Origin of the sequence: Brooklawnia propionicigenes (assembly GCF_030297015.1) — a bacterium.
Lineage (GTDB): Bacteria > Actinomycetota > Actinomycetes > Propionibacteriales > Propionibacteriaceae > Brooklawnia > Brooklawnia propionicigenes.
Window position 1 is genome coordinate 2975200 of record NZ_AP028056.1, and the last position, 12909, is coordinate 2988108.

Genomic DNA, 12909 nt, shown 5'->3' on the forward strand with positions numbered 1-12909 from the left:
TAGTGTGGGGCACGAAGACCCGCTCAGGTAACAGACGTTCGGCATGGGAGTGTGACCCCGAATGAATAGTGACGCTGATCACCGGCCAGCAACCGATCATGAGCAACTGCTCAGCGAGGTGGCCGAGTTGGCAGTGGATAGAGGCCTCGACATCGCCACCCCCGAGCGAATCGCCGAGTTCCTTCAGCACTACTTCAAACACGCTGACAGCTCAACGCTGCTGGCACGCCCGGCAGGACTGATCGCCGGGGCGCTGTTGCACCACGCGAAGCTGGCCTGGTGGCGGCTTCCGGGGGAGTCCCATGTCGAGTTGTTCACCCCTTCGCTGTACTCCGACGGCTGGGATGCGGGCGGCCACACGGTGCTGACGGTGGTCACCGACGACAAGGACTGGCTCGTTGACACCGTCACGATGGTGCTGGCCCGTCAGGGGTGGGCGGTTCGAGATCTGGTCCATCCGCAATACAGCGTGCTGCGCGATGCCGACGGGCGGCTGCTTGATGTCGTACACCGGGATCAGGAGCAGTCCGCCATCGCGGAGGCCTGGTTGTGGATCGAGCTCTATCCGCCGGCCGGCTCGTCGGCAGAGGAGGCGATACCCGATCTGGCCGAGGCGCTGGAGGCAAGCCTGGCCGATCTCGAGGCCGCGACCCGTGACCACGACGCCATGCACGCCCTGCTACTGGCCACGGCAGAGCAGGCGGAATCGATGGGCGGCTACGACGCGCTGATCGCGGCTCAGATGCTGCGCTGGTGTGCCGATGACCGCTTCCTGCTGCTCGGGGCCCGCGACTTCGAGTTGGTGGACGGTCAGCTCAGCCCGTTGCCGGGTGGGTTGGGCATTCTCGCCGGTGATCCGCGTGCAGCCGCCAGCTTCGGCGCGGTGCCGCGGGAGGGCCAGCTGCTGGTCATTACCAAGGATTCCGCGCGTTCCACGGTCCTGCGGTCGAGCTACATGGACTACCTGGCCCTGCATCTGCCCGGTCCTGACGGCAGCCATGTGGAGCGCCGGTTCCTCGGTCTGTTCATGACCTCTGCCCTGAGTGAACCGGTGGCCAGCATTCCGGTGCTGCGAGGCAAGGCACGTCAGATCAGCGCAGCGATCGGCTACGACCGGGCGTCCTACGGCGGACGATCAGTCGCAGCCGCTATCGAGGCGCATCCTCGCGACGATCTGTTCGAGGCCAGCGTCGAGGAACTGACCCCGATCATCGCCGAGATCGCCGACGCCGAGGATCCCCGGCGGGTGATCACCCACCTGCGTGCGGGCAGATGGGGACGGTTCATCTCGGTGCTGGTTCACCTGCCGCGCGAGCGGTACAACACGTCGGTCCGTCACCAGATCGAGCAGTTGCTGCTGTCGGTCACGGGCGCCCAGTCGTCCGAGTGGAGCGTCCAGGTCTCGGACGCTCCACTCGCCACGCTACATATCACTTTGAAGATGCCGGACGGCCAGCAGCTGCCCGAACTGAACACTGAGCGGGTCGCGCGAGATGTTGAAGAAGCCTCCCGCAGCTGGGACGACCGCTTCATCCAGATCGCCGAACGTCTGGACAGTTCGCAGCGCGGCGTCCAGTACCCGGACGCCTACAAGGAGCAGTACTCGCCGCTCGAGGCGGTCAACGACCTGGTCTCGCTCAATCAGGTGAGCGGGCCCGACGGCATGGTCCAGGTGATGTATGCGCCGAGCCCGCCCGAGAACGGCGTGGATTTCCGGCTGAAAATGGCCCGGGTCGGCTCCGAGATGGTGCTGTCGCAGGTGCTGCCGCACCTGTCCAGCCTCGATGTCGATGTCATCAACGAGCGTCCGTTTGATCTGCAGTTGCGCGGCGTCGACGCGCATATCTACGACTTCGGCCTGCGGTTGCCGGGTGGTGCGGAGCGGTTGGAAGGCTGGTCGCACGAGGCCAGGGGACGCTTCACAGCCGCGGTCGCCGCCAGCTACGCCGGGCTGGGGGAGGCCGATCGGCTGAACCGGCTGGTCACCGAGACCGACCTGAACTGGCAGCAGGTGGCATTGCTGCGGGCGATCTCGCGCTACCTGCGTCAGCTGCGAACCAGCTACTCACAGCCTTACATCGCCGAGACGCTGAACAAGCACCTGCCGATCACCACGGCGTTGGTCGAGCTGTTCGAGGCCAAGTTCTCGCCGTGGCAAGACGCCGAGATAGATCGCAAAGCCCGCGTCGCGGAACTGACCGAGCAGGTGAGCCGGGCCATCGATGCGGTCACGGTGCTGGACGAGGACCGCATGCTCCGCCAGTACCTGAGCGTCATCACGGCGATGGTGCGCACCAACTTCTATGCCTTGGACGACCCTGCCGAGACTGCCGGGGCAAGTCCGCGCCGTGCTGCTCTCGCCGTGAAGATCGAACCACGGCGGCTGGAGTTCGTGCGCGGTCCCCAACCGGCCCACGAGATCTTCGTTTACTCGCCGCAGGTCGAAGGCGTTCATCTGCGCTTCGGCAAGATCGCCCGTGGCGGTATCCGTTGGTCCGATCGGGCCGAGGACTATCGCACCGAGGTGATGGATCTGGTCAAGGCTCAGACAGTGAAGAATGCCATCATCGTGCCGGTCGGCGCCAAGGGTGGCTTCTATCCGTTGCGGCTCGCCGGGCTCGAGCCGGCCGCTCGCGTCGCGGAAGCCCGGGCGAGCTACGCGACGTTCATCACCGCCTTGCTGTCGGTCACCGACAACATCGTGCACGGCACCGTGGTGCGTCCGGACCACGTCCTGGCCTGGGACGACGACGACTCGTATCTGGTGGTGGCCGCCGACAAGGGCACCGCGACCTTCAGCGATTTGGCCGATGAGATCGCCGTCGATCGAGGGTACTGGCTGGGCGATGCCTTCGCCTCGGGAGGCTCGGAAGGCTTTGACCACAAGAAGATGGGCATCACCGCGCGTGGTGCCTGGATCTCGGTGGCTCGGCACTTCGGTGAACTCGGAATCGATCCGGCGGCCCAGGACTTCACCTGCGTGGGAATCGGCGACATGTCCGGTGACGTCTTCGGCAACGGCATGCTGATGTCGGCCCACACCAAACTGGTGGCGGCTTTCAACCACCGTCACATCTTCCTCGATCCCGATCCCGATCCGCAGTCGTCTTTCATCGAGCGGCAGCGGCTGTTCACTGCCGGGCGCAGTTGGGATGCGTACCGCACCGATCTGCTCAGCGCGGGCGGTGGGGTCTACCTGCGCACCGCCAAATCGATCCCGGTGACCGAGCCGGTGCGCCGAAGCCTGGGGCTGAGTCCCTTCGTCACCACGCTGACACCCGCCGAGATGATCAAGGCGATCCTGTGCGCGCCGGTGGACCTGATGTGGAACGGTGGCATCGGCACCTGGGTGAAGGCCACCAGCCAGCCGCACAGCGCGGCCGACGATCGCAGCAACGACGCAGTCCGGGTGGACGCCTCGAAGGTGCGCGCCCGCTGCGTCGGCGAGGGCGGTAACCTGGGCTGGACGCAGGCAGGACGCGTCGAATATGCGCTTGCCGGCGGCAAGATCAACACTGATTTCATCGACAACTCGGCCGGAGTGGCGACCTCGGACCACGAGGTCAATATCAAGATCCTGCTCGATGCGGCGGTGTCTGCGGGCCGACTGGACCGCGACGAACGCAACAGCCTGTTGCATCAGATGACCGATGAGGTCGCCGAGATCGTGCTGCACCAGAACGTCGTGCAGAACCGTGCGCTGGCCAACTCGTTGCAGGAGGCGCCGGCCCATGCGGGTGTCCACGATGATCTGATCACCACGCTGGAGGCCAAAGGCCGGCTGGACCGGATTGAGGACGGGCTGCCGTCGAGCGAGGAACTCGCGATTCGATCCGCGCACTCCCAGGGCATGACCGGCCCCGAGCTGGCGACGGTCCTGGCCACGGTGAAGAACACCATGGCCGACGAACTGCTCGCCAGTGATCTGCCCGACGATCCCTACCTGGAAGACCGACTGATCAAGTACTTCCCGCTCCCGCTGCGGGAACGCTTCGCCGACCAGATGCCGGCTCACCGGCTGGCGCGGCAGATCATCACCACGGTCGCGGTCAACCGCTTCGTCGATTCGCAAGGCCTCAGTGCCGCGCACCGGTTGGGCGAGGAGACCGGTGCCAGTGCGGCCGACATCGTGCGCGCGCAACTGGCCGCCCGCAATCTGATGGACGCTGGTGGACAAGAGACCGCGCTCGCCTCCTCGGGGGTCGACGCGGTCACCCAGACACTGGTCCGGGTGCGGATTCGGCAGCTGGTCGAGCGTGCCACCCGGTGGATTCTGCAGACCCACCGTAGTGGCATCGATATCGCAGCGGTCGTGGACGAACTCAAACCGGGAGTGCGCGAGGTGATGACTCAGCTGCCCGAACTGATCACCGAGGCCGGAGCCGAGCGTTACCAGACGCAGATGGACGAGCTGACCGCCCGCGGGGTGAACGCGGAACTCGCCGAGCGGCTGGCCAGGTGGTCGCTCGCGCACGCCGCATTGCCGATCGTCCGGGTGGCACGGCGACATGGGGGCAGCATTCCGCGGTGTGCGCGGGTCTACTTCCAGCTCAGCGAACGGTTGGGCATCGAACGCGCGCTGCGCCGTTCGCTCGATCTGCCGCGCACCGGCCATTGGGAGATCATGGCCAGGGCGGCGATGCGCGAGGAGTTGATCAGCGCACAGACTGCTATCGCTGCGGCTGCTCTCGACCTTGCCGGGCCCGACGAGGACGACAGCGCGGCGGTCATCGAGCGCTGGTGGCGGGCCAATCCGGATGCCGCCCGCCAGCAGACGCTGCTCGACGAGTTGGCCGCGGGGCCGGTTGACCTGGCACGGATGTCGGTGGCTGTGGCCTCGCTGCGCGGCCTGTTGGAGACCGCGCAGGCAGGATAGACATCATGCGCATCGACTTACACACCCATTCCTGGATCTCGGACGGCACGGACAGCCCCACCCGGCTGGTGCTCAACGCGCAGCGCGCCGGTCTCGATGTGGTCGCGCTGACCGATCATGACACGCTCGCCGGTCTCGACGAGGCCCGCGAGGCAGGCCGGCGGATCGGCGTGCGGGTGCTGGGCGGGGTCGAACTCAGCGCCATCCAGGACGGCACGGAGGTGCATCTGCTGGGCTACGGCCCGCGCCGCAACGATCCGGAACTGAACGCCGAGCTGGAGCGGCTGCGGGTGGGACGAACCGAGAGGCTGCCGAAGATGCTCGCCAAGCTCGAGGCACTCGGCATGCCGCTGAGCCTTGATGAGGTGCGCGCCCAGGCGAAGGACTCGCAGACCTCGCTGGGGCGTCCGCATGTCGCCGACGCCATGGTCGCCCGCGGCTATGTGGCCAACCGGGACGAGGCATTCGAGCGTTTCCTCGACCGCACCGGAGCTGCCTATGTGGGGCGCCCGGCGGTACCGCTGGCTGCCGGGGTCGACCTGCTGCACCACGCAGGTGCGGCGGCCGTCATCGCGCATCCGGGCATTCGCGGCATGGCAGAGGTGCTGACCGGCACCCTGCTGACGCAGTTGCGCGCCGAGCACGGCCTCGACGGCATCGAGGTCGACTATCCGCTGCACGACCCGCAAACCCGCGACCTGTATCAGCAGCTCGGTTCGCGTCTGGATCTGGTGCGCACCGGCTCGAGCGACTACCACGGCACCGGCAAGACCGGCCACGATCTCGGCTCGGCAACCACCCGGGCGTCCGCCTTCGACGAGTTGCTGCGCCGCATCCAGGCACACGGAGGCCAGATCGACTGAGTGGGGCGGGCCGATCGAACGGCTAAGCTGGACGCGCTCAACCCGTAGTATGCGAAGGAGAAGCGCGACCAATGACTTCAGGCGATCTGCCCACGAATCCGGCGGAATCTGGTGATGGCCTCGCATCCTCGGTTGACGGGTCTTTGCGCGCCAGCCTCAAGCGCAGCGAACAGATCGAAGCCGATCTTGAGGTGCACCCCGAGCGTTACCGGATGCTCACCGGTGACCGCCCGACGGGCAAGCTTCATCTGGGGCACTATTTCGGTTCGCTGGTCAACCGGGTGCGACTGCAGAACCTCGGCCTGGACTCATGGGTGCTGATCGCCGACTATCAGGTGATCTACGACCGCGATGGGGTCGGTGACCTCAAGGCGAATGTGTACAGCGCCATCGCCGACTACCTGGCGGTGGGCATCGACCCGGCGCGCTCGACGATCTTTGCGCACTCGGCGGTTGCCCCGCTGAACCAGCTGCTGCTGCCGTTCTTGTCGCTGGTCACCGACGCCGAGTTGCGCCGCAACCCCACGGTCAAGGACGAGCTGGCCAATTCCGATCGTCCGATGAGCGGACTGATGCTCACCTTCCCGGTGCACCAGGCCGCGGACATTCTCTTCTGCAAGGCGAACATCGTCCCGGTCGGCAAGGATCAGTTGCCGCACCTGGAGTTGACCCGGCTGGTCGCGCGTCGATTCGACGAGCGATACGGACGCGCCGACGAGGCCGTGCCGGTGTTCCCGATGGCTGACGCTTTGCTGTCGCCGGCCCCGGCGATCCTCGGGCTGGACGGCGCCAAGATGAGCAAGTCACGGGGCAATGTCATCGAGTTGGGAATGAGCGCCGAGCAGACCGCCAAGCTGATCAAGAAGGCCAAGACCGACTCCGATCGGCACATCACCTTCGATCCCGAGAACCGCCCCGAGGTATCGAACCTGCTCATGCTGGCGGCGCTGGCCAGCGGGGGAGACCCGGTGCAGATCGCCGAGCAGATCGGCGACGGCGGAGGCGGCGGCCTGAAGAAGCTGGTCACCGAGGCCGTCAACGAGCATCTGGCGCCGATCCGCGAGCGCCGCGCCGAACTGGCCGCCGACCCCAGCTATCTCGAGACGGTGCTGCGAGTCGGCAATGCCAAGGCCAACGAGGTCGCCGAGCGTACCCTCGGTGAGGTTCGCAAAGCCATGCAGATGGACTACTGATACTCCCGGATCCTTTGGAGGCTGAAGGCAACATGTCCGACTCACCAGTTCTGCCGGCGGAGGTCTCGCAGACACTGCGGACGATCGTCGACGAGGCAGGCATCACTCAGAACACCGGCTTGGTCGAGCGTCTGCTGGCGACCGGTATCGGTCTGGGCACCGACCAGGCCGGCAAGCTCGATCTGAAGATCGCCAGCGCCGCGCTGACCGAGATGCGGGCGGCCTTCGCGCTGTTCGCACCGTTCGAGCAGATCCCCAAGGCGACGGTCTTCGGATCGGCTCGTACCAAGCCCACCGATGCGGCCTATCAGCAGACCAAGCGGATCGCCGCGGAGTTGGCCGGGCGCGGCTGGATGGTCGTCACCGGTGCCGGGCCGGGCATCATGCAGGCAGCTGCCGAGGGTGCCGGGCCCGACCTGTCGCTGGGTGTGTCCATTCGCCTGCCGTTCGAGGAGAAGCCGAACTCGTCGATCGCCAACGGCCGCAACGTGGCGATGAAGTACTTTTTCACCCGCAAGCTGATGCTGGTCAAGGAGTCGAGCGGCTTCGTCTACGTGCCCGGCGGTTTCGGAACCCTGGACGAGCTGTTCGAACTGCTGACGCTTCAGCAGACGGGCAAGTCGGAGCCGACGCCGATCATCCTGCTGGACGAGCCGGGTGGCCATTTCTGGACGGGTCTGCGCGATTTCGTCAACGACCATCTGCTGCGCGCGGGAGTGATCTCGCCCGACGATTTCGGACGGGTGGTGCTGACCGATTCGGTCAGTGAGGCCGCCGACAAGATCACCGGGTTCTGGCGCAACTACGACTCGTTGCGCTGGGTCGGGGACCGCCTCGTCCTGAGGTTGCACACCGAGCCGACCGACGCGGAAGTCGAAGAGCTGAACCAGCGGTTCGGCAGCATGCTCACCCGGGGGACGATCCACAAGCGAGGACCGCTTCGTCACGAGGTGGACGACGGTGATCGCCTCGGTCTGCCGCGCCTGGTGTGTCGCTTCGATCCGTTCCAGGTCGGCTCGATCTACCAGCTGATCGGCGCGATCAATGCGCTGCCGAGTGCCTCCGCGATACCTGAGACTCCGCCGGACGCGGCGTCGGGCGACCTGAAGTGAGGGCTGCGGAGGCGGGCCTGATCAGCTGAAGTAGGCCGCACCGTTGACGTCGATGGTGGTCCCCGAGACGAAACCCGATGCCCGGGGGTCGGCCAGCCACAGCACCGGGCCGGCCACATCGGCCGGGAATCCCGGCTTCTTCAAGGCGATACCCTCGATGGCCGCGGCGCGCCCTGCGGCAGTGTTGAACAGCTCATGGAACGGAGTGTCGAGGATCAGGCCCGGAGCCACCGCATTGACGCGGATCTGGCGGGCCGAGAACTCCTTGGCCCATGCCTTGGTCACCCCGATGACCGCGGCTTTCGACGCGGCGTAGGCCGACGCGCCGGGCCCGCCACCGTTCTGGCCGGCGAGCGAGGCGACATTGATGATCGAGGAGCCATCGGCCAGATACTTCAGCGCGGCTCTGGTGACCAGGAAGCAGCTGGTCAGGTTGACGTCCAGCACCTGGTGCCAGAGCTCCAGCGGCATCTCGTCGACGGTCGAACGCTGAATCATGCCGCCGGCATTGTTGACCAGCACATCCAGGCCACCCAGAGTGTCGGCGACCTGAGCGAGCACTGTGGTCACCTGGTGCTCATCGGTGACATCCAGCTGGACGGCGAACGGAGGGTTCCCGCCCAGCTCGGCGATCTCGTCCAGGAGAGCCTGGTCGGGTTCATGGGTTTTCCAGGTGAAGGCCACCTTGGCGCCCAGCTCGGCGAAGCTCCTGACGATGCCCAAGCCGATGCCCACGCCGCCACCGGTCACCAGGACACGCATATCTGTGAGGTCGAAAGTCATGTCACGATTGTGCATCACGAGCGACGACCTCGCCATTGCGGCGGCGAACGCGCTTGCGGTGCGGGCGAGCCGACTTCTTCTCGTCGGAGCGTTTGTGGTCGTGCTTCTTGTCGTCCTTGTCGTGGTTGTCCTTGCCGCGCGAATGGCCGGAGCGGTGATCCTTGTCGTGATCGACCTTCTTGGCAGCGGCAATTCGTCCCTTGGTGCCCTCGGGGATCTGCAGATCGGCGAGCAGCTGCGGGGTGGTCGAGTAGGTCTCTTCGAGTTCGGCGAAGTCGAGATCCAGGGCCTTGTTGATGACCTTCCACATCGTGACGTCCGACCAGTCCACCAGCGTGATCGCCACACCGGAGTGTCCGGCCCGCCCGGTGCGCCCGATCCGGTGCACATACTGCTTCGGATCGTCGGGCACCTCGTAGTTGATGACGTGCGTGACGCCTTCGACATCGATGCCGCGGGCCGCCACATCGGTGGCCACCAGAGCCTTGATCTTGCCGTGCCGGAACTTCTTGAGCGTGCGCTCGCGCTGGGCCTGATTGAGGTCGCCATGGATGGTCGCTGCGTCGAAGCCGCGGTCGGCCAGCTCGTCGGCCAGCCGCTGGGCGGCGCGCTTGGTGCGGGTGAAGACCATCACCTTGCCGACGTTCGGCGCCTGCAGCAGCTTGCCGATGATCTCCGGCTTGTCCAGGTCGTGCGCCTGATAGACGAACTGGGTGGTGTCAGGCACCGTGGCCTGCGCGTCCTGGCCCTCGGCGCGCACATGCACCGGATGATTGAGGTTGGCCCGTGCCAGTGCGACGATCTGGGCGGGCATGGTGGCACTGAACATCAGTGTCTGCCGGGAGGCCGGAGTCATCGCGGTGAGGCGCTCCACGTCGGGTAGGAAGCCCAGGTCGAGCATCTCGTCGGCTTCGTCCAGCACCATGGTCTGCACATGCGACAGGTCGAGGCTGCGCCGGTGAGCCAGATCGAGCAGCCGGCCGGGAGTACCGACCACGACGTCGACACCGCTAGCCAGCGCATCCAGCTGTTCGTCGTAACCAACGCCACCGTAGATGGTCAGGATGCGAGCACCCAGCACGGTGGCTGCCTTGGTCAGGTCGGAACTCACCTGGAGCGCGAGCTCGCGGGTCGGCGCCATCACGAGGGCCTGCGGCTTGCCGTAGAACTTGAACTTCTCGAAGTCGTCCTTGCCCGGCAGCCTGAGCCGCTGCAGCAGCGGCGCGCCGAAGGCGAGGGTCTTGCCGGTGCCGGTGCGGGCCTGACCGATGAGGTCGGCCCCGGTGAGGGCGATCGGAATCGCCAGTTCCTGGATCGGGAAGGGGTGGGTGATTCCCTCGTTGGCCAGGGCCTCGACGATGGGAGCGGCGACGCCGAGCTCTTCGAAGGTGGTGGTGGCTACGTTCTCGGGAATGATGTCAGTGTCAGTCATATAGCTGTCTCTCGCGTCCGCCTCTATGGCGGCATCTCAGGGGCGCGAAACCACGCCACGGGCAATTCTAACCTGTGTGAACCAATGCGCCGGCTTTGCGCGCCAGACCGTGGCCGTGACGGACCCGGGCGCTAGCCTGAAGCGGTGAGCAAAGAGATCCCTGCCGAACCAGTCACGGCGCTGCTGGCCTGGTTGGCGTACCAGAATCTGTGGGTGGCCGAATCGCTGATCGCGCACCAGGGAGTGCGGACCGAACTCGGTGATCGGCTGACGGTGGCCAGGCTCAGCTCCGACGCGCTGTGCCGTTTCACCGCGGCTTGCGACGCCATTCCGGGCGGTCAGAGCGCCGCGCAGGAGGCGATGGCTCCGATGCTCAGCCCGGTCGATGAGTTCTGGACGATGACCAAGCCGCGCGTCCAGGTCGAGCAGCGGTTGCGGCTGCTGGTGCTCGCCAGCATCGAGTTGGAACTGGTGCAGCGCCTGGAGGATCGGCTGCCCGAGCCGGCCCGCAGCGTGCTGACCCCGGCGGCCGGATTGTGGCGTGCCATCGATCACGGGAGTTCTCAGGTGCTGGAGGCGACCACGACACACACTCGAAGCGTCGATGAACTGTCGTTGTACGCCCGTCGGCTGCTCGGCGAGGTGGTGGTGATGGCTCAGCGGCTGCTGGTCCGCCAGGCAGACCTGCGGATCGTGCTGGCGGGGGAGGCGGACGAGGAGCTCAGCATCTCGACGGCGGTGCTGGACGACGTCCTGCAAGCGACTGCCGCGCGATTGGCCCAACTCGGGCTGTCCGTCTAGCGCCAACTGCGCGGGGGTGCCCTGCGAGGTCGAGGGATCGGGCCGGCGCGGGCGGTGGCTATGATGCTGCCGGGGACCCCGGAGCATCGCCATCGGCGGCCTGCTCCGGCGGCAGGAGTTCATCGGCACTGTCAGGACTTCTTCTCGCAACCTTCAACTCGGATTCAGGCAGGAAAAATGGACATCGTCTCAGGTCGCACCAAGGTCATCTGTATCTTCGGCTCACCGATAGCGCAGGCGATGTCGCCATCGCTGCACAACGCCTCGTTCCAGCAGCTGGGTGTCGATTGCGTCTGCATTGCCGCCGACGTGCGGCCCGAAGGTCTCAAGGACGCGGTCCAGGGTGCACGCGTGATGGGATTCTCCGGTCTGATCGTGACGATGCCCGACAAGACCGGGATTCTGCAGTACCTCGATGAGCTGTCTCCGGCAGCTGAGCTGATGGGCGCGGTGAACACTGTTGTGCGTGATGGTGACCGGCTGATCGGTCACAACACCGACGGTGCGGGATTCATGCGGGCGGTGGCGCTGGCCGGTGTCGATGTCATCGGCAAGAAGATGACCCTGATCGGCGCGGGCGGTGCGGGATCTGCCATCTACACGCAGGCAGCACTCGACGGGGTCAAGGAGATCGCGGTCTTCAACATCAGGGACGGGTTCTTCGATGCCACCGCCCGGCGCCTTGCCGAAGTGGCAGACCGCACGGGAATGCACCTGAAGCTGTACGACCTGGCCGACAAGACCGAACTGGCCAAGCAGATCTCGGACAGCGCCCTGATCGCCGATGCGACCAAGGTGGGCATGCCTCCACTGGACAACGAATCCAATGTGGCCAAGCAGTGGCTCGTTGCCGGCCAGGCAGTGGCAGACACCGTCTATGTGCCTCGAGTCACGAAGCTGCTACGCGAAGCCCAGGAAGTGGGGGCGACCCCGATCAGCGGGCTGGGCATGCTGCTGTGGCAGGCCGCCATCGCCGAACAGCTCTGGTTCGGTCTGGAGATGCCGGTGCCTTACATCCAGGACCGGTTCTTCGGCGACCACTGATGCCGCACCGCCGGGATGAGCGGGGGCCTACTCGCCGCTGAAACCGAAGCCGACCGGACGAGCGTGCTCCTGGCCGAGCTCGATGTAGCCGATGCTGCCCGCGGGCAGCAGGATCCGGCGTCCTTGCGTGGCCTCGATGACCAACAGGCCATCGTCACCGGCCTCGCGCAGGTTCTTCTCGATCTGCTCGGCGGTCTGGTCCGTCTCGATATTGAGCTCACGTCCAATATTGCGGACGCCAATCTTGATCTCCACGTCCCCAAACCTACCCGGTCGGTCGGCCACACCGGCGCCGACCGGTTCGGCTGGACGCGTAAGCGGGCTGTGATCGCCGACCCCGGACGTGCAGCAGGGGCCGCACCTGTTGGCACGGCCCCTGCGGGGTATCAGGAGGTCACGGCTTACACACGCGACCTCGAAGTCTGTGGTCTTACGTCAGCCGATGATGTGAACGCTATCGGCCTGCTGGCCCTTGGGGCCCTGGGTGATTTCGAATTCGACCTTCTGACCTTCTTCGAGCGAACGGAAGCCCGCCGCATCGATGGCCGAGTAGTGAACGAAGACGTCGTCATTCGATCCGTCCACGGCAATGAAGCCGTAGCCCTTCTCGGCATTGAACCATTTAACGGTTCCCTGCGCCATGTGTACTCCTCATACTTACTTTGGCGGTCCGTACCTCACGGCCACCTGCCGTTCCAGCCCCGGCGGGGTGGAGCAAAAACGGGATACAGCTTAGGTACTGCAGCCTGAACTTGCCTGGCAACCTCCACTCTTCCACATAGACAGCTCATAAGTCACGGGAAAA

At 65.8% G+C, this 12909-nt stretch carries 10 protein-coding genes; 6 read left to right on the forward strand and 4 right to left on the reverse strand.

The window, feature by feature from the left end; translation table 11 throughout:
* Positions 1 to 61 precede the first annotated feature (61 nt).
* The 4 genes from QUE25_RS13710 to QUE25_RS13725 all read left to right on the forward strand — a co-directional run bounded on the left by QUE25_RS13710 (position 62) and on the right by QUE25_RS13725 (position 8044).
* On the forward strand, positions 62 to 4876 hold the full coding sequence (locus QUE25_RS13710; protein ID WP_286265947.1) for an NAD-glutamate dehydrogenase: 4815 nt from the start codon (positions 62 to 64) through the stop codon (positions 4874 to 4876).
* A 5-nt stretch (positions 4877 to 4881) separates the two neighbouring features.
* Positions 4882 to 5739, forward strand: a complete 858-nt coding sequence (locus QUE25_RS13715; protein ID WP_286265949.1) for a PHP domain-containing protein — start codon at positions 4882 to 4884, stop codon at positions 5737 to 5739.
* A gap of 71 nt (positions 5740 to 5810) precedes the next feature.
* Positions 5811 to 6932: a tryptophan--tRNA ligase gene (gene trpS / locus QUE25_RS13720; RefSeq protein WP_286265950.1), complete on the forward strand. Its 1122-nt coding sequence runs from the start codon at positions 5811 to 5813 to the stop codon at positions 6930 to 6932.
* Positions 6933 to 6964: 32 nt separating this feature from the next.
* Positions 6965 to 8044 (forward strand): LOG family protein, encoded by a 1080-nt coding sequence (locus tag QUE25_RS13725; RefSeq protein WP_286265952.1) that lies wholly within the window; start codon positions 6965 to 6967, stop codon positions 8042 to 8044.
* 21 nt (positions 8045 to 8065) lie between these two features.
* Here the strand turns inward: QUE25_RS13725 and QUE25_RS13730 are convergent, their stop codons facing one another.
* On the reverse strand, positions 8066 to 8827 hold the full coding sequence (locus QUE25_RS13730; RefSeq protein ID WP_286265954.1) for an SDR family NAD(P)-dependent oxidoreductase: 762 nt from the start codon (positions 8825 to 8827) through the stop codon (positions 8066 to 8068).
* Position 8828: 1 nt separating this feature from the next.
* A complete protein-coding gene (locus tag QUE25_RS13735) occupies positions 8829 to 10259 on the reverse strand; it encodes a DEAD/DEAH box helicase (RefSeq protein ID WP_286265957.1) in 1431 nt (476 codons plus the stop codon).
* 144 nt (positions 10260 to 10403) lie between these two features.
* Here QUE25_RS13735 and QUE25_RS13740 point away from each other — a divergent pair, with 144 nt between their 5' ends.
* Entirely contained in the window at positions 10404 to 11060 is a 657-nt protein-coding gene (locus QUE25_RS13740) for a ferritin-like fold-containing protein (protein WP_286265960.1), read from the forward strand.
* A gap of 177 nt (positions 11061 to 11237) precedes the next feature.
* Complete coding sequence (locus tag QUE25_RS13745) at positions 11238 to 12104, forward strand: hypothetical protein (RefSeq protein WP_286265963.1); 867 nt, start codon at positions 11238 to 11240, stop codon at positions 12102 to 12104.
* A gap of 27 nt (positions 12105 to 12131) precedes the next feature.
* On the opposite strand, the gene QUE25_RS13750 is transcribed toward QUE25_RS13745, so the two are convergent.
* Together QUE25_RS13750 and QUE25_RS13755 are read right to left on the reverse strand one after the other, a co-directional pair.
* Positions 12132 to 12359, reverse strand: coding sequence for a DUF3107 domain-containing protein (locus QUE25_RS13750; RefSeq protein ID WP_286265965.1), 228 nt, complete (start codon positions 12357 to 12359; stop codon positions 12132 to 12134).
* Positions 12360 to 12539: 180 nt separating this feature from the next.
* The gene (locus tag QUE25_RS13755; RefSeq protein WP_286265970.1) at positions 12540 to 12746 is read right to left on the reverse strand and encodes a cold-shock protein; all 207 of its coding nucleotides are present in this window, start codon (positions 12744 to 12746) and stop codon (positions 12540 to 12542) included.
* Positions 12747 to 12909 lie beyond the last annotated feature (163 nt).